We start from the raw sequence: 18,900 nt of genomic DNA, 5'->3' as shown, positions 1-18,900 counted from the left end.
GCATTGCCTTCTTTCTGCTCTTGAGCTGCCCGGCTCAATGCTCTAGCATCTCCTCAATAAATATCCCATAGCCCTTCGTGGGATCACTGACAAAGACATGTGTTACTGCCCCTACCAGCCGATCGTCCTGTATGATCGGACTTCCACTCATGCCCTGTACGATTCCGTTGGTCAGTTTTTTCAGTTTTGGATCTGTAACTTTCAGCTGCATACCTTTTAGCTTTTCGTTATTTCCTTTGTCCACACTGGTAATCTCGATTTCATATTTCTGTCTTTCTCCACTGATGTCGGAAAGGATCCAGGCCTTTCCAGCCCTTACCTCCTGCTTAAATGCAATTGGAATTGATTTCTCCGTGCTTTTTTCCATCAATGTCCCAAAAATACCATTTTCCGTATTTTTTTCAATGGTCCCATGAAGATTACTTTTATTATAATCAATGATTCCTACAATTTCACCCGGAGATCCTGCTGCTCCTTTTTTCACGCTGGAAATCTCTGCCTGATAAATTTCTCCACCACGAATGGACAACAGACTCCCCAGATCAATATCGCTGATTCCGTGTCCCAGTGCCGCAAATCGATTTCCCTGAGTATAGGTAATCGTACCAATTCCCTGGGTATTGTTGCGGATATAAGCTCCAATCTTATACTGATTATCTTCCTCATCCAGAACTGGTCTCAGCTTTATTTCTGTCAACTTTCCCTTTCTCATAATGGTGAGAATCACAGGCTCTCCTTTCTGGCGGTTCACTTCTTCCATAAACTTCATCTTGGATGTAAGTGCCTTTCCATTAATCTTCATAATATAATCTCCACTCCTTAATTTATTTTTAGCAGGAGATTGTATGCCAGAATCCGTTTCTACTTCCGCAGTGTCAATTACAAACAGCCCGTCTGTCTCAATATAGATACCAGTAATCTGTCCGGATGGGGCTGCCTTCTGTCGCTCCAGAGATTCTATAGCAACCTCTTTTAGCTTTAAAAAACCAAAAAGCTTTGCTTCCATCGTATATTTTCCAGTTGTTTTGGTTTTTAATACAAATTTTGAGCTAAGATTGACAGAGTCGATCTTCCTGTCTTTCTCTGCAATCATTCCAATTGCAGGAATCTTATAATCAAATTCCGAAGAATTGTCTACTGCCAAATGGATAGAATCTGGAATCGAATCTTTGCATACCGTATAATAGACATAACCAATGGCCAAAATATTAAAAAACAAAAGAACCCATAATCCCAGCCTGTATTTTGTTATTATTTTCATATCTACGCTCCTTATCCTGTTTTCTAAGGAATCTATCCTTTCGTAGTATATGAAATTCTGATTATTTCAATCAGTATTTTTTTGTACGCTTTGCCAGTTCCTTCATCTCCTTGGCACTTTCCAATACTGCATCGGTTACTTCTACACCACCAAGAATTCTGGCCAGTTCCACGACCGATGCCTCCTGATTCAGTCCTGTCATAACTGTTTTTGTATGTTCTCCCTCTACCCTTTTTTCGATCAGATAATGACTATCCGCCATAGCCGCAATCTGTGGCAAATGGGTAATTGCAATTACCTGATGGGTTTTGGAAATAACTGCCATTTTTTCTGAGACTTTCTGTGCAGTGCGTCCGCTGATTCCACTGTCAATTTCGTCAAAAATCAGCGTATCCACTTGATCTACATCCGCCAGAACGGATTTAATCGCCAACATGATTCTGGAAAGCTCTCCACCAGATGCCACTTCATTTAACGGACGTACCGGAAGTCCCGGATTGGTGGAGATCATAAAGACTGCTTCGTCCCATCCGTTTTTCGTATAATGCGGCAACTTTGAAAATTCCATACAAAATTGAACATCCAGGAAATTCAGATCTCTCAGTGCTTCTATCATTTTCTGACACAATAGAGATGCATGTTCTTTACGAATCTCAGTCAGATTCTCGCACTCAGCTTGAAGCTCGTTTTCGATTTCCTGCAGTTTTACCAACAGCGTTTCTTTATTTTCCTCAAAATTACATATTCGTTCCTTCTTTTGTTCCAGTTCATGGTAATACCCAAAGATTTCTTCTATCGTCGCTCCAAATTTGCTCTTTAGCCCATTGATGGTATTCAACCGCTGTTCTACTTCATAGAATTCCTGCTCATCAAATTCCATTTCGGACATATAACTGGAAAGATCTCTATTAAAGTCATTGATGATTCCATCTACCGCTTCTAGCTGTTCACTTAGAGATGCCAGATCATCATCGTATTGTCCGGCAGATGCCATTTCTCTCATGGCATTTCCAATCTGGCTTCCCGCTGACATGGCGTCATCATATCCCGTAATATGATAAACTGCATGCAGATGTTCCATAATCTTTTTACTATTGATCATCTTTCGATACTGTGCTTCCAGCTCTTCGTCTTCTCCCGGCTGAAGATTGGCAGACTGAATTTCGTTCATTTCATATAAAACAAAATCCAGCTCCCGCTTTATTTTTTCTTGATCACTATAGTCTTCCTCCAAAGTATGCTTTATATCCGCATATTGCTCATACAGTTTCTGAATCCGTTTACGAATATCCAGCGATTCTTTTTTAGAAAATTCATCCAGTATTTTTAAATGTTGATTTTTATGAAGCAGTGACTGATGTTCATGTTGACTGTGAATATCAATAAACATGCTGGCAATCTCTTTTAATTTTGGCACAGTAACCGTTGTTCCATTTACTTTACAGATATTGCGTCGATTTAAGATCTTTCTGGAAATCAACACTTCTCCTTCTTCTACCGCTATATCCAGCTCTTCTAATTTTTTTAAAATTTCCGGCTGTTCAATGTGAAATAAAAGCTCTACCAGCGCATAGCTTTCTCCTGGCCGTATCATATCTTTGGAAATTTTATTTCCAAGTGCTGCATTCATGGAGCCAAGCAAAATAGATTTTCCTGCCCCCGTTTCTCCAGTCAGAATGTTCAAATGATCTCCGAATTCTACTTCGATCTCATCAATCAGTGCAAGATTCTTTACGTGTAGGTTTAATAACATATAGTTCCTTTCTCTGCTCAAAAGCGTGCTTGAACACCGTCAAACACGCTTTTTTTCATCCGATTAGTTTTTGAATAATCTTTTTGGCTTCTGGTGCCATCTCTTTGCTGCGGGCAATGCACATGATCGTATCATCCCCGGCAATACAGCCTAAGATCTGGTTTAATTTCAGATGATCCAGAGCTGCACCGCAGGCCATCGCCATACCTGGTACTGTACGGAGCACCAGTATATTTTCAGAAATCGCAATGCTTGTGATTCCATCCTTTAAAATACGTTTGTATTTATCTGAAGAAGCCGTATCTCTGTTGTCCAGTGCAATGTACTTCTGCTTGCCATCCGGGAATGTAAGCTTTGTCAGCTTCATCTCACGGATATCCCTGGATATAGTCGCCTGTGTCGTACGGAATCCAGCTTCCTGTAATTTTTCTGCTAATTCATCCTGTGTCTCGATATCATACTCTTCTATAATCTCAATAATTTTTTCCTGACGTTTTGCCTTCACAAAGCTGCCTCCTTATCGCATTTTTCCAATTTTTCTTTTTAAAATATCATAAAAGCTATGGTCCGTAATCTTGATCAGTTTGGTAACCTGCTGTGCTGTCTCAATGTTTACAATATCATGAGAAGACAGCTGAATTCCTTTTTGTCCATCAAACGTTGCAAATGCTTCTTCCAACTGAGTCTTTCTGACTTTCTGCACCTTTATGGAAATTTTATCATCTTTATCCAGAATAATGCTTTTGGATTGAATTGCATGGGCGCAAATTGGAGTTACAACAATCATCTTTGAAACCGGATTAATGATCGGCCCTCCTGCTGATAGATTATATCCAGTAGAACCGGTAGGAGTCGCCAGAATAATACCATCTGCATGGTAGTTGTCTAACAAATGTCCATTGACATAGACATTAAGGGAAATAATTCTGGAAAAGCCGCTTCGTCCGATGACAATATCGTTTAATGCAAACTCCTCTCCCAGAATCTGCTCTCCTCTCAGAACCTGTCCCTGGAGCATCATCCGGTTCTCAATTCGATAGTCATCTGCTAACAGGCACTCCAACATTCTTTCAATCTCGTTGACCTCAATCTCTGCTAAAAATCCCAGATTTCCAAGATTTACACCCAGAACCGGTATGTCACTTTCTCTTAAGCATCTTGACATTTGCAAGATCGTACCATCACCGCCAAGGGCAATGGCACACTCGATATTGTCCGGAAGTGTATCCTTATTAATTCCACTTTGATACACATCGGGAACAACAAAAATATCCGCACCGCGTTTCTCCAAATATTTTTGTATCTCGTGTGTAATGCGAAGGTCGATATCTTTATCTTTATTGGTTGCTACTAGAAAATGCTTCATAACATGCCTCTTCTTCTATATTATAACGCCTTGTGAGAAGCTTCTACAACCTGATGAATATCAAAATCATATTCCTTCACAAAAGCATTCTCTTCCAGTTTTTTCATATGCAAAAGATATTCAATATTTCCTTCCGGACCCTTGATTGGAGAATAATCAAGATGAAGAAGCTTAAAGCTATTGTCCATGGCAAATTCTGTGATCATGGCAATGACTTCTTCATGTACCTTCTGATCTCTTACAACCCCTTTCTTGCCTACCTTTTCTCTTCCAGCTTCAAACTGAGGTTTGATCAATGCTACCACTTCTCCTCCATCTACCAAAATACGACGGACAGCAGGAAGAATCTTCTTTAATGAAATAAAGGATACATCAATGGATACGAACTGTGCCAGCTCTTCAATGTCATCGGCCGTTACATAACGCATGTTGGTCTTTTCCATACAGACAACTCTCTCATCGTTTCTTAATTTCCATGCAAGCTGTCCATGCCCCACATCCACAGAATATACCTTGACTGCACCATTTTGCAGCATACAATCGGTAAATCCCCCTGTCGATGCACCGCAGTCCATACATACTTTTCCCTTTAATTCTACGCCAAACTGGTCCATAGCCTTTTCCAGCTTCAGACCTCCCCGACTGACATATCGCAGAGTGTTGCCCCGCACTTCAATTTTAACAGTCTCGGGAAATGTCGTCCCTGCTTTATCCTCTTTCTGCCCATCCACATAAACGATTCCTGCCATAATGACTGCCTTCGCTTTCTCTCTGGAATCTGCCAGTCCTCGTTTTACAAGCATGACATCTAAACGTTCTTTCATTCTTTGCCTCCTAATGAGTCAATTTTGTCTCTATTTTTCTCTGTCTATTAAATAAGTAATCAAATCCATCAGGAAATCATCCTCACCGATGAATAACTGTATCTGATTCATTGCATCATCGCACAATTTCTTTACATCCTTTTTGGCCTGTTCCAAACCTACCAGGGATACATATGTAGTCTTCTGATTTTTTTCATCGCTTCCAACCGGCTTTCCGAGGTTCTCCTCATCCCCTATCACATCCAGAATATCATCCTGAATCTGGAAAGCCAGTCCAATCTTACGTCCAATCCTCTTCATCATCTGGACTTCGCCTTCTCCCGCTCCTGCAAGAGTGGCTCCGATCATCATAGATGCTTCGATGAGGGCAGCCGTTTTCTTTCTGTGAATAAACTCAATCTGTTCCATTGTAAGTGGCTTTCCTTCTAATTCCACATCAACAACCTGCCCACCGATCATTCCAAATATTCCTGGTTTTTTTGCCAGAATCTTCATTGCCCTTGCCACGTCTTCCAAATGATCCACATAATCAAATGCTTTCGTAGCAACTTCAAATGCATAATTTAACAGTGCATCTCCGGCCAGTACCGCCATCGCTTCTCCAAATACGATGTGCGCTGTCTTTTTCCCTCTTCGATAATCATCATTATCGAGAGCCGGAAGATCATCATGAATCAGCGAATAGGTATGAATCATTTCAATGGCTGCCATAAAAGGCTCTACTACCTTGGAATTTCCACCAAACATCTTATAGGTTTCTTTCATCAGCATCGGACGAATTCTCTTGCCGCCTGCCTGCATCGTATATTCCATGGCTTCATAAATTGTCTTCTGCGGTCCGACCACATCTGGTAAATAAGGCATGATCACCGCATCGATTTCTTTTGCTTTTGTAGCTACTTCTTCTCTAATTGTCATTTTCTTGTCCCCCTTTTTTTCTTATGCTTCACCGTTTATGGAAACGGTAGTGTTCTCTTCTTCCAGAATGATCAGTTCTTTCTCTACCTTATCCAAACTGTCCTGGCATTTTTTTACCAGCTTCATTCCTTCTGTATACAATGCCAGTGCATCATTCAATGGCGTCTCATCCTTTTCCAGTTGTTCGATGATTTCATCCAAATCCAGAAACGCCTGTTCTATCGTAAATTTCTTTCTTGGCATATTTGCTCCTTTCCTATGATTTCCCGGCATCTTCTTTTTGAATTTCCATGATCTGTGCCTGAATCTTTCCATCAGAAAGATACACGGATAACTTCTCACCCATTTGTGCCTGTTCCACCGAACGTAAAGGGGATCCATCCTGCCCGGTAATATAGCCATATCCACCAGTCAGCTTGGCAGATGGAGAAAGTCCATGCAGCTTCTGGATGTACAGCTCAAGTTTGTGCGCATATCGTTCTGTTTTTTTCTGTATGGCTGCCTCTAATCCATTTTGCAACTGAATCAGCTGCATCTGCTGCTGTTTCAATTGATTCTTCGGACTGAGCAGATTTATTCGAATGCGATATTGCTCCACACGATGCTGGTAGGACGCAATCTGAACATCCATCCATTTTTGAATCTGATAACGATATCCTTCGATTGCTGCCATGATCTCTCGGACATCCGGAATGGCCAGCTCACATGCAGCAGAGGGTGTCGCCGCACGCAGATCTGCAGCATAATCAGCGATGGTGTTGTCCGTCTCATGGCCAGTTCCTGAGATGATGGGCGTCTTTGCCTCATAAATTGCTCTTGCCACCACCTCTTCGTTAAATCCCCACAAGTCTTCAATCGAACCGCCGCCTCGTCCAATAATGATCGTATCCAGTTCCATTCCATCCAATACCTGTATCCCACGGGCAACTGAGAGACCTGCACCTTCTCCCTGTACCTTTGCAGGATATAAGATCAACTGGACGAAAGGATTTCTTCGTTTGGCAATGCTGACAATATCCTGAATAGCTGCTCCCGTCCTTGCAGTTACAATTCCTACCTTTTTCGGATTCTTCGGTATGGCTTTTTTCTTTTCATGATCAAACAGTCCCTCTTCATACAGCTTCATCTTCAGACGCTCATATTCCTCGTAAAGGACTCCAACTCCATCTAAGATAATCTCTGATGCATATAGCTGGTAAGAGCCATCTCTTTCGAATACATTAATATTGCCTCCAACCACTACTGTCTGTCCATTTTCCATGCGAAACTTCAGTCCCTGCCTTCTTGCATTGGCAAACATTACGCAGGACAACGTACTTTTGGCATCTTTGATAGAAAAATAAATATGCCCTGAAGAATGGTATTTACAATTGGATACTTCGCCCTTAATGTAAATATGGTTCAAGGCATAATCGCTGGTGAACATCCTTCTGATGTAAGCATTGATCTGAGAGACAGAATATACTCTCTTCATATATTATGATACTAGCTTAGCCAACACACCATTTACAAATTTTGGTGACTGCTCACTTCCATATTTCTTTGCCAGCTCTACCGCTTCATTGATTGCCACACCATCCGGAATATCTTCATCATACTGAATCTCATAAACAGCCAGACGCAGAATCGCAAGTTCTGCTTTACCCAGACGACTAAGCTTCCATCCAGAAGAAATCTCTGAAATCGTCTGGTCAATTTCTTCTAATTGATCAAAAATCTGGCCTGTCTTATTCTGCATATAAGTAATCTCTTTATTGGTTCCTTCTTTCAGAGCATTTAAATAAATGGTAAGCTTCTCTCTGCGTTCCGTTTCATCGGAAAACTCCGCCTGAAAAATCATTCGAAAAATATGTTCTCGTAATTCACTTCTCTTCATTGGTCTATCCTCTTCATCCTTCTTATTTTCTAAATCGGATATGGAAATCATCCACTTCCTGGCAGACAAGTCCACTCCTTCCACAGCGCATAAACAGCGGGGCTGTTACCAGTCCCGCCGCCATCTTATTCTTCGTCAATTGCAACGCCGACTATTCGGACATTCACTTCTGCCACAGCCAGCCCTGTCATAGTTTCAATCGCTGATTTTACTTTATCCTGAACTTTTTCAGAAACTACTGGAATATTCACACCATAATCAAGCTCTAATGCAAGGTCAACACTTACAGACTCATCTCCTACTGTAATCTTAACTCCTTTGGATAATCTCTGCATACCAAGCTTAGAAACCAATTCATTGGTAATATTGCCACACATCTTTGCAACACCCTTCACTTCCGTTGCTGCCAAAGCTGCAATAATTGCGATAACATCATCTGCAATCTTAACTTCCCCAATGCTCTTTTTCACATTATATCCATTTTTATATTCCATAGACTTGCCTCCTAGTACTTCTCTTCGTAAACTTAAGTTCATTATACCAAACATATTATCTTTTGCAAAGAGTTTTAATCATCAGTTTTTATCGTAGTAATCACGATATCCTCCACCTTACATCCGGTCTTTCTCGTCACAATATCCTCAATCTGCGCCTTTTCAATCTTGGATACCTCCTTTTGCTGGATCATAACATCTGTATTATCTTCGTCAATGCTGACAATGCTATTTAAAAATCCTTTTGCTCCCAAAAGTTCCTCTGCGGCAACCTCTTTTTCCAGATTTTCGCTTAATACAGCCAATTTTTCTACCGCCGCTGCCTTCTCATTATCAGTTAACTTTTCATTGGAGATAATCTCCTGCAATGTTTCTTTCGCTTTACCATGAGTCTGCTCCCGATTCAACTTAGCCTGCGCCACATAATTGGACACATCTGCAGAAGTAAGTACTGCTTCTCCCACCGGTGTATCATCATCTTCCACCTTGCCACTGACATTTTCAGCATTTTTACTGGAAGTTTCTTTCGTTTCAATCTCAAAACCGGAATAATTGACATATCCTGCTGCTGCGATCAAAACAGCCAGCAAAGCGATCATCCATTGATTCCTTTTTTTCCATTTTTTTAAAACCTTCACGAACCATCCTCCATTTTCAATACTTTTACTTTATGTGCCGGTACATCAAACAGGGCTGTTACTGCTTCTGTAATGTTCTTTTGTACTGTTGCATTCTGCCCTCCCTGGGCAATTACCACCACCCCTTCTATCTCAGGCTCCAATTCTTTTACCACATAGGGAACACTTTCTCCATCCTCTTCCACCAGAACTGTTTCCTCCTGACGGCTAACGGATTTCTTCTCGCTGTCCCCGTCCTTTTCCTCCTCTTCCTCATAGGGAGTATCCTTATTTACAACTGCTTCCTTCGAAGATTTTAATGTAATCATAACTCTCACTGCACCTACGCCTTCTACCTTAGATAAGGTCTGAACCAACCTCTGTTCCAGATTTTGGGCAGTCAAATCCTGTGTCTGTACACTTTCCGCCTTCTCCTCCTCTTCTTTTTTCCCAGAGCTATGCGGGATGCTTAAGACTATGAGGCAAATGCCTGCCAATAATAAAAGAACTCCCTTGCGAATTCCAATTTGTTCCAGTAAAGCTTTCATAAATATTCACCTATGATTCTACATTTATATGAGATTCTTCCAGAGAATAGACGTCAGATAGTTTCTTTTTTACCTGTATTTCATCGTATTCATCCACATTCTCCAGCTTCACACTGATTTCCCAGATCTGATCTGCCTTCAAATCCACGTCCACTTCTGCAACCTGGTATCCATTCTCTTTTAGATATTCCTCAACCTGTTTCCTTGTCTGCTGCTCATATTCTTCATAAAGAGCTTCCTTTCCTTTTTCATCTGTTACGTCTTCTACAATTCTCCGGTAATAATTTTTATAAAGCGACGGCAGTAGCCGCTCCGTTCCAAAGAGCATCTGAAAAAATAATAGCAAGAAAATCAATCCGCCCATCAGTCTCATATGCTTTTGAAAAGTTCCTTTCGGCACTAATTCCTGAAGGAGTGTCCACAAGATGAAAAAAATAATACATTTTTGAAAGATTTCCATGTCCTATCCTATATAATAATTCACATTTGTCGTTACTGAAACAATGGCAATGGTAAGCAAAAAAAGAACGACAGAGGTAAGTACGGCCTGCAGCAAAAGCTTCCCACTTTCTGCTACTCCCTTTAAGGCACGGTAAAGTCGTTGATCCGTAACCGGCTGAAGCAATGCCCCTGCCAGTAAAAAGCTCCCAATATAGATCATAATCTTAAGTACAGGTAAAAAGGCGATGACACAGATGACCACCATCCCTGCTGCACCAATGGCATTTTTTAAGATAATTCCGGATCCAATAGCCGTATTGGCTACCATTCCCAATACCTGTCCTACTCCTGGCAAGAATCCAAGTCCCTTCTGAATCACATTGCTTTTCACAGAATCGATGGCCGGAAGGAGCATGGATTGAAAGATATTAAACAGCAATACGATCATAATCGCTCCTTTTAATAGCAGCTTGATCAAACTTTCTAAAAGTTCCACAAACCCAGAAAATAAATCCTCGCTACTCAAAAAGTTTAACAGCTTTAAAACCATGCCCACCTTCACACAAGGAAGTACGATCGTGATCATCCCCCACTGGACAGCAGCTATGAGAAAGAAAAAAAGTTCATAAGTCGCCATGGAAGTAGTCAGTCCGCTAACTGCCACTAAAGCCAGGCTATAAGTTGGTATCAGCACCTTCATAAAGGTTAAGATATTTTCCATGGCTCCCTTTGCCAGTTCAAACATGATCAAAAACTGCCGGATCATAAGACCACACATCATCATATAGGCAATATAAAAACCAGTGGTTCCCACATATTGTTCCACAAAAGCTTTGGAAAAATTACTGAATACGGCCGTCATAAAACCGATGAAAATCATCTGAATAAATAACTGCCTTAGCTCCTCTTCTTCCTGAAAGGCCTTTTTCCACTGCTGCTTTATGACAGCTCCAAGCGTTTCCTTTATCTCCCCATTTTGAAAGCCTTCGATGACCTCTTCTATGGAAAAATTCGTATCGAATTGTTCCCTTGTCTCACGTTCCAGAGAATCCAGAGAAATATCGGATTCTCCATATACTGGAACCGGATATACCATGAATCCGATCCACAAAATAATACATATCTTTTTTCTCATAGCGCAAGCAGCTCTTTCATAGTATCCAATAATCCCTGTATGACAGGAATGCTGACAACCAATACAGACAGCTTTCCTGCTATTTCGATCTGCTTCCCCACTGTCTGACTTCCCAGATCCTGACAGATTTCACTGGCAAACTGACAGACGTAGGCAATTCCAATGATCTTTAAAAGGATTTTTATATAGATTTGGTCTACCTGCATCATATCACTAATATCTTCAAACAGCTTTAGCAAGGTTTCCAGATATTCCATACAGAATAAGAGAACTGCCAGACTTCCTGCCATTAAGACCACTGCAGAAATGCCTTTTTGCTGTTCTCTTAATATCAACACCAAAATTGCTGTAATAATCCCTGTTAGTACAATCTTAATCATGCTCACACCACCGAAAATAACTTTTCTATGCTCTCAAACAGCTCATATATATATGGAATCACCCAGGACAATACTAGAATCAAGCCTACCAGACTGATCAAAAAAGCCTGCTCTTCCCGTCCTGAGTGTTTTAATACCTGCATGATGATGGATACCATAATGCCAACTGCCGCAATTTTAAAGATAAGTTGAATGGTCACCGCACATCCCTCCTAAATCAGCACGATCGCAAGCATCAGTCCGATTCCAATCCCAAGTGTCTGATACAGCTTTCCATCCTTTTCCTGCCTCTTTCTCGCTCCATCCAGTCCATGTTCCACCTGATCTAATAAAAGATCAAAGGCACGAAGCTGCATGGGCACGTCCAGATAACCGATGGAGGCCCCCAGGGTCAATATCTGTTTCCATTCTCCCGGTTTAAAATATGCTTTTGGAAGATGTCTCTCTGCTGCAGCTTCCCAAATAGTTTCAAACGATGCCTCTTTCTTTTCTCGGGTATCCGTTCCAATTGCAAGCAGAAAATTTTTAAACTCCTTCTCCGTTTTTTCTGCCACATGCATGCATGCCTCTCCAATTGGTGTCATGCCATATCGGATTTCTCCTTTTAACAAAGTTAAGACCCTTTTAAATTCCAAAAAGAAAAGAATTCTCTTCTTTCCAAATCCTCCTGCATAAACACCAGCGAATGAACACATCGCTACGATTCCGATAATGCTGATATAGTGCATATACATTCCCCCTTTTGATCAAAGATTCCTTTTATTTTTCCTACCTTTTCCAACAAAATATATCGTTCAAAGTATTCCTGCTCCACCATATCCCCAATCCACCTCTTTCTTCGAACCTCCTCCAGAGAACTTCCATGAATGGTTGCGATCAGAATACATCCACTGTTCCTTCCATAGTATAGAGCTTCTACATCCTCTTTTTTCCCAATTTCGTCTACCGCGATCACCTGTGGTGCCATGGAACGAATCATCATCAGGATCCCTTCTGCCTTTGGACAGGAATCCAAAAGATCTGTCTGTATTCCCACATCATTTTGCGGAATTCCCATATAACTGGCCCCAATCTCACCTCTTTCATCAATCACTCCTACCATATAACCTCCATTAGAAAGCTTTCGGATCAAGTCCCTTAGCAACGTGGTTTTTCCGCACCCCGGAGGCGAGATGATCAATGTATGGCAGATACGGTTCCCGGAAAATAGATACGGAAGTATCTTCCTGCTACACTCCTTCTTCTCGTGAGCAATTCGAATATTTAAGCTGGATATATACTTCATTCCCTTTATTTGCTGCTGTTCTAAAATAGTCTTTCCTGCTACGCCAATCCGATGTCCACCCCGTACCGTTAAAAACCCCTGCTTTAACTCCTCCTGAAACGCATACATCGAATACTCCGCCATATAGCCAACCGCTTCTTTCATCTGGTTTTCTGTTATCATACAGGCTCTGTGAGGCGATTTCGACCATTCGCCGTCATCATTTAAAAACCATCCCTGTCCGTCATATACAATCTGCAATGGACGTCCGATCCTCATCCGGATTTCCTGCATCTTTTCAAAATCCAGTCCTGCTTTTTTCAAAAGTGTCTGTATCCTTCGAGGCAGAACCTCCAATATCTCTTCTTGTTTTCCCATGCCTGTCCCTCCCATATTAATATATGTCCCCAAAAGAGAAATAGAACATCTTCCACAAAAAGAAAATTCCTCAAAAGCATCCTGGCTATTCCGATGCAATTGAAGAATTCTTTTTTCCAAATATTTCATTAACACTGACTATTTATTGGCAGATGCTGGTGTATCCACTTTCTGAAAACCAAGCTTTCCATTATTATAGAGAAAGTTTAACACAGACATTCCACAGATAATAACATATCCCAGAATACTGTATCGATCCGGAATATCTCCAAACAAGAAAATGCTATATAACGCAGAGAACAAGATCTGCGAATAATCAAAGATGGAAATCTCCTTAGCCGGAGCATTGGCATAAGCTGCTGTCACTCCAAACTGCCCACAAGCTGCTGCTACCCCTGCTCCCAAAAGACAGAGCAACTGCTGTAAATTGATCGGTTCATAGGCAAATATTAAATAAGGAATCGTTACCAGACAGGAAAAACCAGAAAAGAACATAACAATGACTGGTCCTCTTTCGCCTCTCGTTCCCAGATAACGGACGCAGGTATACGCTGCTCCTGCTGTAAGCCCTCCCAGCAGACCGATGGCTGATGGAAACAGGGAAACAACAGAAAATGTTGGTTTAATGATAAACAGACTTCCGATAAATGCAATCAAAATCGCACCCGCCTGAAATGGTGCAATTTTCTCTTTCAAAAAGAGATAAGAAAAAATAATTACAAAAAACGGAGAAAGCTTATTTAACATATTGGCATCCGAAAGCACTAAATGATCCACTGCATAAAAATTACAGAAAATTCCAATTGTTCCAAGAGTTGAACGAAGAACCAGATATGGAAGGTTTTTCTTCTCAAACTGGAATCCATAGCCGCTTTTCTGTAATAAAAACCACGCACAGAAGAATGCTACCAGATTTCTAAAAAAACTCTTTTCAATGGAGGGAATATCTCCTGCAAGCTTTACAAACATACTCATGGTAGCAAATCCAAGTGCTGATAAAGTAATATAAATAATCGCTTTATTTTTGCTCTTCATAATATATATGACCTCTTTTCCTTTGCATATTCTTCTCACTTCAACTACAATTAGGCATTGTAACATAAATAAAGGCAAAAAGAAAGCCCCGCAATGATTGCGGGGACCGAACTTTCTCTTATACTCTGGATAAATATTCACCAGTACGTGTATCAATCTTAAGAGTATCTCCTTCATTTACGAATAAAGGAACTAATACCTGTGCACCTGTTTCAACGATACATGGTTTTGTAGCACCCTGTGCGGTATTACCTTTTTCACCAGGTTCACATTCTGTTACTAATAATTCTACGTTCAATGGTGGCTCAATTGCAAATACATTACCTGCATGAGCAACTGTCTTAACTACTTCATTTTCTTTTACAAATTTTAAGGAATCACCAATGATCTCTTCGCCTAATGCAATCTGATCAAAGGTTTCTACATCCATGAAGTAATATAATTCACCATCATTATATAAGTACTGCATATCTTTTCTATCGATGTGAGCTTTTGGACATTTTTCAGTTGGTCTGAAAGTCTTTTCTACTACACCACCGTTTTTAATATTTTTTAATTTTGTACGTACAAAAGCTGCACCCTTTCCAGGTTTTACATGCTGGAAATCAATAATCTGATAAATATTATTATCTAATTCGATTGTAATACCGTTTTTGAAATCTCCTGCGGATACCATTATTTCTCCTCCTTAATTGTAATCTTACATCTGTTGAATATATTCTTCCAACATCCACCAGATGATAGTCCGGTAAAACTGACTATTATCGTATATATTTTATACTATCCTGCCATTATTTTCAACTAGCAATTTGCCATTTTATAAATTTCCAGAATATCATCACGATCACAAACTCGAAAACTTCCAATGGTTCTGCCTCTGTCATAAGAACAGCTGTCCGCCAGCTTCTCAAGAACTTCCGCTGACTGAACACCAATTCCAAGTGTTGTAAAGTTCACTGGCATATCCAAAGACTGAAAATAATCAACAGTAGCTTCGATTGCTTTTACGGCTGCCTCTTCTTCGGTGTCTGCTGTAATTCCCCATACCTTCTCAGCATAGCGTGCAAATCTTGCAGGTTCTTCCTTATAGCTATACATCGCCCAAGAGCCCCAAATAGCAGACAGGCTGGCTCCATGTGCTACATCAAACATGGCACTTAACTCATGTCCCAGCTGATGAGGGGCAAAGTCCGTCTCTGCTCCAAGTCCGGTCATGCCATTGTGTGAAATACTTCCGCACCACATAATCTCGCTCATAGCATCATAGTCTGCAGGCTCCTTGATTGCCACTTTTCCGCTGTCGATCACCGTACGAAGCACAGATTCTGCAATCTCATCGGTCAATCGATTTCCTTTTGTATGAGTAAAATAACGATCCAGCGTATGCATCATAATATCCACAACGCCACATCCAATCTGATATTTTGGAAGTGTATAGGTTAATTCTGGATTCATAATTGCAAATTTAGGACGGTTCAAATCCGTAGAAAGTCCCCTCTTTCTTCCAATTTCTGTATTGGTAAGTACTGCAGAATTGCTCATTTCACTTCCTGCAGCGGAAATTGTCAATACAACTCCTACCGGAAGACTTCTGGTAAGCGTTTTTTTTCGCTCCCAGAATTCCCAGATATCTACATCTGGATTGGCTGTTCCATGTGCCACAGCTTTCGCAGTATCAATGACACTTCCGCCTCCTACTGCCAATACAAAATCCGTACCAAATTCTATGGATTCCTTTACGGCTTCTCTGGCAAAGGATAATCTTGGATTTGGATGTACTCCGCCCTTTACCTGATATTCTAAACCATTTTCCTGAAGATTATTCGTAATCGCATCCAGCAATCCACTTCGTACAACGCTTCCGCCGCCATACACAACAAATACTTTGGAACCCCCAAATTCTTTGATCTCAGATGCTGTCTGGAACTGCGTATCCTTTCCAAAGACAACCTTGGTTGGAGTATAATGAGTAAAATTATGCATATGCGCAATCCTGCCACTCAAAATATGGACAAATATACCCATATCGAGATATTGAAAGTTTTCACAAACTTTTCTTACTGCTTCATCCTGTATGCTTTTGCGATTACAAGTAATACGCTACTCACAAGTTCTTGTACAGTCCACAGTCGTAAATTCCCGACTAAAGCCATCGGTACATGCCTACAAACGCTTGTTTTATGCTATTTTGTAGGATGTTGCATCTCTTAAATTAAGACTTGCATTATAATCTCTATCAGCATGATATCCACATTCACAAATATATTCTCTATCAGAAAGTTTTAAATCTCTCTTAATACAACCACATTCATGACATAACTTACTTGATGGATACCATCTGTCTACAATTCTTAATTCCATTCCCAGTTCTTTGCATTTTGCTTCAAGTTTTGTTCTAAACTCATAGAATTTCTGTGAAGCAACTGCTTTAGACAGATGCTTATTCTTCATCATTCCTTTTACATTCAAATCTTCAATGGTAATATAAGATGGTTTGGTTTTCACTATCTCATTTACACATTTATTGATATGATCGGTACGAATATTATCTATTCTATGATGGAGTTTCTGTACCTTTAAGACCTGCTTTTGAATATTTTGTCTAGTGGCTTCTCCTTTCATTTTATTTTTTATTTTATTGTTGCGTTTCTTTAAGTCTTCGTATTTCCTCGATAGACAACGCTGTTCTCTTTTTAATTGTTTCTCTAATTTTCTTATTCTTTCAGTTTTATTGATATTTTTCTTTGTAATACCATTACTAATAACTGCAAAATTTTTAAGTCCCAAATCAATCCCTAATCCAAAATCATTTAATTGTGGTTTATTCTGATCAGGAATCTCTATTAAAACTGATACATAATATCTCCCAGCCTTGCAGGAGACTGTACCACTTTTGATCACATATCCTTGCTTTGTTGTTGGAATGTAACCCTTTTCTTTTAATTTGACCCATCCAAGAGTAGGGATATTAATTCTATGTCTTTCACAGAAGCAGTCTTTTGGATTATTTTTCACAAAATACATTTTCACATCTGACTTATTCTTTTTTTTAAATCTGGGAAATCTACTTTGCTTTTTAAAAAATCTGGTAAAAGCAGTATACGCATTTTCCATGGATTTTTTAACTGACTTAGAACTCACATCTTTTATCCATAAATATTCTGGATTATTTAGTAGAAATTCATTATTTAGCCATACACTAAAAGATTTTGCTGTCATAAATTTTTCACCTTTGTTATAAAGTTCTTTATTATGGGCAAGATAAAAATTATAAATAAATCTACAAGTTCCAATTGTTTTATTTATCTTTTGTATTTGTTCCTGCGTTGGGTTTATTTCCGTTTTGTAACTCTTTCGCAATTTCCTCATCCTCCTTTATCTGATTTTTATACTTGCGAAATCCATACAATCTACAACTGAACACATGTAAGATTGATATAATATCTTGAACTAATTCTTCATTCGGTGAAAGAGTTTCATTGTTTACAATAATACCTTTTGCATTACAGAATTGTTTTAAAAACTCTACTTGATTTTGTAGATCATCTTTTTGATTTCTTGTAGAAACTCTTGCATATATTACTGTGTCCCTTATATCATTCTCTGTTTGGATACCTTTGAATTGTAAATATTGATCATAAGTATAATATCTTCTGTTAGTTGGAGTACGATTTGCTTTGAGAATTCCATCTCTGTCCCAACGTTGAAGAGTTTTTACTGACACTCCAAGTAATTCAGCAAAATCTTTTGGTTTATAATTTGTGATATTTGATGTGTTCATAAATAATTCTCCTTTCTTTATAAACACATTGTATCACATATAAACATATTTGTCTGTATTTTTGATTGCTTAACAATCGCTCCTATTTTTGATATTCTTTTCTTACATATAACATTTTCTGTTCTTTATTAGAAATTTGAAGGCAGATGCAATCTTCATAAGCGGTCGCCCCATGTTCTGCAATGCATCCCTCTGGATACCAAAGCATCGTTCCTGGACCATACAGCTTTCCATTAGAATGAAATTGACCTTTTAATATGTAAAATCCCTGAGCACACGGATGGGCATGCATCTCTGTCGTAAAGCCTGCAGGATAATTCATATAATTTATCTGCATCTTTGTTTCTTCGTCTAGATGCAATGCCTTTTTACCAAATAGCTTTCCAGATGTGCTGGCCATTCGATAAAACCAAGGCATTCTTCCGATATCAGAAACAATCGGTTGAATTCCCTGATCCAGCTGTTCTCTTTCTTCTTCATCTTTTACATAATGAATGGAAAATTCCTTATTAGAAATCAACAGAACCTCTGCATCCTCATGAGCCGTCGCCCCATGCTCTGCTACACAGCCTTCTGGAAACCAGATCAATGTATTGGAACCAAAATACTGCTCATTGATCTTCATCTGACCCTTCAGGATAAATAATCCATGACCACATGGATGGGTGTGCATATAAGTAGTAAAACCTGCAGGATACCGATTCATGACAATCTCCATCTTCATATCCAGATCCTTCACTAAGGGCTTCTGCCCAAATATCTTACCATCGGTTGATGTTGGGCGATACTTCCATTCCATACGATTTGTGTCATAAATTAATTCTTTCAT

The 18,900-nt window shown here is 39.8% G+C and carries 24 protein-coding genes; all 24 read right to left on the bottom strand.

Features of this window, described 5'->3' with window-relative positions; translation table 11 throughout:
• Positions 1–34: 34 nt before the first annotated feature.
• Positions 35–1,261 (bottom strand): SpoIVB peptidase, encoded by a 1,227-nt coding sequence (gene spoIVB / locus BHF69_RS03635; protein ID WP_075669704.1) that lies wholly within the window; start codon positions 1,259–1,261, stop codon positions 35–37.
• 70 nt (positions 1,262–1,331) lie between these two features.
• On the bottom strand, positions 1,332–3,014 hold the full coding sequence (gene recN / locus BHF69_RS03630) for a DNA repair protein RecN (protein ID WP_075669703.1): 1,683 nt from the start codon (positions 3,012–3,014) through the stop codon (positions 1,332–1,334).
• A 55-nt stretch (positions 3,015–3,069) separates the two neighbouring features.
• A complete protein-coding gene (argR, locus tag BHF69_RS03625) occupies positions 3,070–3,519 on the bottom strand; it encodes an arginine repressor (protein ID WP_075669702.1) in 450 nt (149 codons plus the stop codon).
• Positions 3,520–3,531: 12 nt separating this feature from the next.
• Positions 3,532–4,380 (bottom strand): NAD(+)/NADH kinase, encoded by an 849-nt coding sequence (locus tag BHF69_RS03620; protein WP_075669701.1) that lies wholly within the window; start codon positions 4,378–4,380, stop codon positions 3,532–3,534.
• Positions 4,381–4,400: 20 nt separating this feature from the next.
• Positions 4,401–5,204 carry a TlyA family RNA methyltransferase gene (locus BHF69_RS03615; RefSeq protein ID WP_075669700.1) on the bottom strand — a complete coding sequence of 268 codons (804 nt, stop codon included), beginning with the start codon at positions 5,202–5,204 and terminating at the stop codon, positions 4,401–4,403.
• 30 nt (positions 5,205–5,234) lie between these two features.
• Positions 5,235–6,122, bottom strand: coding sequence for a polyprenyl synthetase family protein (locus BHF69_RS03610; protein ID WP_075669699.1), 888 nt, complete (start codon positions 6,120–6,122; stop codon positions 5,235–5,237).
• A gap of 21 nt (positions 6,123–6,143) precedes the next feature.
• Positions 6,144–6,365 (bottom strand): exodeoxyribonuclease VII small subunit, encoded by a 222-nt coding sequence (gene xseB, locus BHF69_RS03605; protein ID WP_075669698.1) that lies wholly within the window; start codon positions 6,363–6,365, stop codon positions 6,144–6,146.
• A 13-nt stretch (positions 6,366–6,378) separates the two neighbouring features.
• Positions 6,379–7,596 (bottom strand): exodeoxyribonuclease VII large subunit, encoded by a 1,218-nt coding sequence (gene xseA, locus BHF69_RS03600; RefSeq protein ID WP_075669697.1) that lies wholly within the window; start codon positions 7,594–7,596, stop codon positions 6,379–6,381.
• A 3-nt stretch (positions 7,597–7,599) separates the two neighbouring features.
• Positions 7,600–7,998 carry a transcription antitermination factor NusB gene (gene nusB / locus BHF69_RS03595; RefSeq protein ID WP_075669851.1) on the bottom strand — a complete coding sequence of 133 codons (399 nt, stop codon included), beginning with the start codon at positions 7,996–7,998 and terminating at the stop codon, positions 7,600–7,602.
• Between the two features lie 125 nt (positions 7,999–8,123).
• Positions 8,124–8,492 (bottom strand): Asp23/Gls24 family envelope stress response protein, encoded by a 369-nt coding sequence (locus BHF69_RS03590; protein ID WP_075669696.1) that lies wholly within the window; start codon positions 8,490–8,492, stop codon positions 8,124–8,126.
• A 74-nt stretch (positions 8,493–8,566) separates the two neighbouring features.
• Complete coding sequence (locus BHF69_RS03585; protein ID WP_242946101.1) at positions 8,567–9,130, bottom strand: SpoIIIAH-like family protein; 564 nt, start codon at positions 9,128–9,130, stop codon at positions 8,567–8,569.
• Positions 9,127–9,657: a stage III sporulation protein AG gene (locus BHF69_RS03580; RefSeq protein ID WP_075669695.1), complete on the bottom strand. Its 531-nt coding sequence runs from the start codon at positions 9,655–9,657 to the stop codon at positions 9,127–9,129. Before BHF69_RS03580 ends, BHF69_RS03585 begins: the two co-directional genes overlap by 4 nt.
• Positions 9,658–9,667: 10 nt before the next feature.
• Positions 9,668–10,117 (bottom strand): stage III sporulation protein AF, encoded by a 450-nt coding sequence (locus tag BHF69_RS03575; RefSeq protein WP_075669694.1) that lies wholly within the window; start codon positions 10,115–10,117, stop codon positions 9,668–9,670.
• Between the two features lie 3 nt (positions 10,118–10,120).
• On the bottom strand, positions 10,121–11,233 hold the full coding sequence (locus BHF69_RS03570) for a stage III sporulation protein AE (RefSeq protein ID WP_075669693.1): 1,113 nt from the start codon (positions 11,231–11,233) through the stop codon (positions 10,121–10,123).
• The gene (locus BHF69_RS03565) at positions 11,230–11,613 is read right to left on the bottom strand and encodes a SpoIIIAC/SpoIIIAD family protein (RefSeq protein WP_075669692.1); all 384 of its coding nucleotides are present in this window, start codon (positions 11,611–11,613) and stop codon (positions 11,230–11,232) included. Before BHF69_RS03565 ends, BHF69_RS03570 begins: the two co-directional genes overlap by 4 nt.
• Positions 11,614–11,615: 2 nt before the next feature.
• Positions 11,616–11,813 (bottom strand): stage III sporulation protein AC, encoded by a 198-nt coding sequence (gene spoIIIAC, locus BHF69_RS03560; RefSeq protein WP_075669691.1) that lies wholly within the window; start codon positions 11,811–11,813, stop codon positions 11,616–11,618.
• A gap of 12 nt (positions 11,814–11,825) precedes the next feature.
• Entirely contained in the window at positions 11,826–12,341 is a 516-nt protein-coding gene (locus BHF69_RS03555; RefSeq protein WP_075669690.1) for a stage III sporulation protein AB, read from the bottom strand.
• Entirely contained in the window at positions 12,311–13,255 is a 945-nt protein-coding gene (gene spoIIIAA / locus BHF69_RS03550) for a stage III sporulation protein AA (protein WP_075669849.1), read from the bottom strand. The genes BHF69_RS03555 and spoIIIAA overlap by 31 nt, the downstream gene beginning before the upstream one ends.
• A gap of 138 nt (positions 13,256–13,393) precedes the next feature.
• Positions 13,394–14,290: a DMT family transporter gene (locus BHF69_RS03545; protein WP_075669689.1), complete on the bottom strand. Its 897-nt coding sequence runs from the start codon at positions 14,288–14,290 to the stop codon at positions 13,394–13,396.
• 118 nt (positions 14,291–14,408) lie between these two features.
• The gene (gene efp / locus BHF69_RS03540; RefSeq protein WP_075669688.1) at positions 14,409–14,966 is read right to left on the bottom strand and encodes an elongation factor P; all 558 of its coding nucleotides are present in this window, start codon (positions 14,964–14,966) and stop codon (positions 14,409–14,411) included.
• Positions 14,967–15,091: 125 nt separating this feature from the next.
• Positions 15,092–16,273: an iron-containing alcohol dehydrogenase gene (locus BHF69_RS03535; protein WP_075669687.1), complete on the bottom strand. Its 1,182-nt coding sequence runs from the start codon at positions 16,271–16,273 to the stop codon at positions 15,092–15,094.
• A gap of 195 nt (positions 16,274–16,468) precedes the next feature.
• Entirely contained in the window at positions 16,469–17,659 is a 1,191-nt protein-coding gene (locus tag BHF69_RS03530) for an RNA-guided endonuclease InsQ/TnpB family protein (RefSeq protein WP_075669686.1), read from the bottom strand.
• A complete protein-coding gene (locus BHF69_RS03525) occupies positions 17,589–18,056 on the bottom strand; it encodes a MerR family DNA-binding transcriptional regulator (RefSeq protein ID WP_143249480.1) in 468 nt (155 codons plus the stop codon). The genes BHF69_RS03530 and BHF69_RS03525 overlap by 71 nt, the downstream gene beginning before the upstream one ends.
• Before the next feature lie 97 nt (positions 18,057–18,153).
• Positions 18,154–18,900, bottom strand: a complete 747-nt coding sequence (locus tag BHF69_RS03520; RefSeq protein ID WP_242946099.1) for a cupin domain-containing protein — start codon at positions 18,898–18,900, stop codon at positions 18,154–18,156.

The organism is Anaerostipes sp. 992a, assembly GCF_001940245.1.
Lineage (GTDB): Bacteria > Bacillota > Clostridia > Lachnospirales > Lachnospiraceae > Fimousia.
This window is presented reverse-complemented; position numbering and strand designations above follow the sequence as displayed.

Bases quoted from the DNA above. Each gene is read 5' to 3' on its own strand.
- spoIVB (WP_075669704.1), bottom strand. From the start codon at position 1,261: ATGAAAATAATAACAAAATACAGGCTGGGATTATGGGTTCTTTTGTTT.
- recN (WP_075669703.1), bottom strand. From the start codon at position 3,014: ATGTTATTAAACCTACACGTAAAGAATCTTGCACTGATTGATGAGATC.
- BHF69_RS03620 (WP_075669701.1), bottom strand. From the start codon at position 4,380: ATGAAGCATTTTCTAGTAGCAACCAATAAAGATAAAGATATCGACCTT.
- BHF69_RS03615 (WP_075669700.1), bottom strand. From the start codon at position 5,204: ATGAAAGAACGTTTAGATGTCATGCTTGTAAAACGAGGACTGGCAGAT.
- BHF69_RS03610 (WP_075669699.1), bottom strand. From the start codon at position 6,122: ATGACAATTAGAGAAGAAGTAGCTACAAAAGCAAAAGAAATCGATGCG.
- xseB (WP_075669698.1), bottom strand. From the start codon at position 6,365: ATGCCAAGAAAGAAATTTACGATAGAACAGGCGTTTCTGGATTTGGAT.
- xseA (WP_075669697.1), bottom strand. From the start codon at position 7,596: ATGAAGAGAGTATATTCTGTCTCTCAGATCAATGCTTACATCAGAAGG.
- nusB (WP_075669851.1), bottom strand. From the start codon at position 7,998: ATGAAGAGAAGTGAATTACGAGAACATATTTTTCGAATGATTTTTCAG.
- BHF69_RS03590 (WP_075669696.1), bottom strand. From the start codon at position 8,492: ATGGAATATAAAAATGGATATAATGTGAAAAAGAGCATTGGGGAAGTT.
- BHF69_RS03580 (WP_075669695.1), bottom strand. From the start codon at position 9,657: ATGAAAGCTTTACTGGAACAAATTGGAATTCGCAAGGGAGTTCTTTTA.
- BHF69_RS03575 (WP_075669694.1), bottom strand. From the start codon at position 10,117: ATGGAAATCTTTCAAAAATGTATTATTTTTTTCATCTTGTGGACACTC.
- BHF69_RS03570 (WP_075669693.1), bottom strand. From the start codon at position 11,233: ATGAGAAAAAAGATATGTATTATTTTGTGGATCGGATTCATGGTATAT.
- BHF69_RS03565 (WP_075669692.1), bottom strand. From the start codon at position 11,613: ATGATTAAGATTGTACTAACAGGGATTATTACAGCAATTTTGGTGTTG.
- BHF69_RS03555 (WP_075669690.1), bottom strand. From the start codon at position 12,341: ATGCACTATATCAGCATTATCGGAATCGTAGCGATGTGTTCATTCGCT.
- spoIIIAA (WP_075669849.1), bottom strand. From the start codon at position 13,255: ATGGGAAAACAAGAAGAGATATTGGAGGTTCTGCCTCGAAGGATACAG.
- BHF69_RS03545 (WP_075669689.1), bottom strand. From the start codon at position 14,290: ATGAAGAGCAAAAATAAAGCGATTATTTATATTACTTTATCAGCACTT.
- efp (WP_075669688.1), bottom strand. From the start codon at position 14,966: ATGGTATCCGCAGGAGATTTCAAAAACGGTATTACAATCGAATTAGAT.
- BHF69_RS03535 (WP_075669687.1), bottom strand. From the start codon at position 16,273: ATGCATAATTTTACTCATTATACTCCAACCAAGGTTGTCTTTGGAAAG.
- BHF69_RS03530 (WP_075669686.1), bottom strand. From the start codon at position 17,659: ATGAGGAAATTGCGAAAGAGTTACAAAACGGAAATAAACCCAACGCAG.
- BHF69_RS03520 (WP_242946099.1), bottom strand. From the start codon at position 18,900: ATGAAAGAATTAATTTATGACACAAATCGTATGGAATGGAAGTATCGC.